Raw genomic sequence first — 481 nt, forward strand, 5'->3', positions numbered from 1 at the left:
TTTGCCGGTCCCTGGTTATTCCAGCCCGGTCTCACCGACCGTTGTGCCATACCCTCCTTCTGTCCGCCTACGTCCTCCGACGCCTCTGGCCCGACCTGGCGCTATGCCGTGGCCGGGACCGGAGCTCTGTAATCCTCTTGCTTGGTTAGCACCGCCCAGACGATGCGGGCGGTTTTGTTGGCAAGCGCGACCGTTACCAGCATGCGCGGCTTTCGCGCGAGCATGCCCTCGAGCCACGAGCCCTTGGGGGCACCGCGCCTGCTCGCCTGCAACACGACCGCACTGCTGCCGATGATCAGCAACCGCCTGAGCGTTCGCTCGCCCATGCGCGAGATCGCACCCAGCTTCTGCTTGGGCACGAGCCCCAGCCATGCCGCAAAGTCGCGCCCCTTCGCAAAGGTCTCGGCCGGAGGCGCGATCGCTGCGATCGCCGTCGCCGTGATCGGACCGATGCCAGGGATCGTCATCAGCCGACGCGCCA

At 66.7% G+C, this 481-nt stretch carries 1 protein-coding gene; it reads right to left on the reverse strand.

Annotated features, from left to right (window positions below):
* Positions 1-101: 101 nt before the first annotated feature.
* The coding region (locus AACY52_RS30555) for a transposase (protein WP_339561422.1) at positions 102-481 on the reverse strand (380 nt) is incomplete at its 5' end.

This window comes from Pseudomonas sp. EA_65y_Pfl1_P113, from assembly GCF_963970525.1.
Taxonomy (GTDB): Bacteria; Pseudomonadota; Gammaproteobacteria; order Pseudomonadales; family Pseudomonadaceae; genus Aquipseudomonas; species Aquipseudomonas tritici.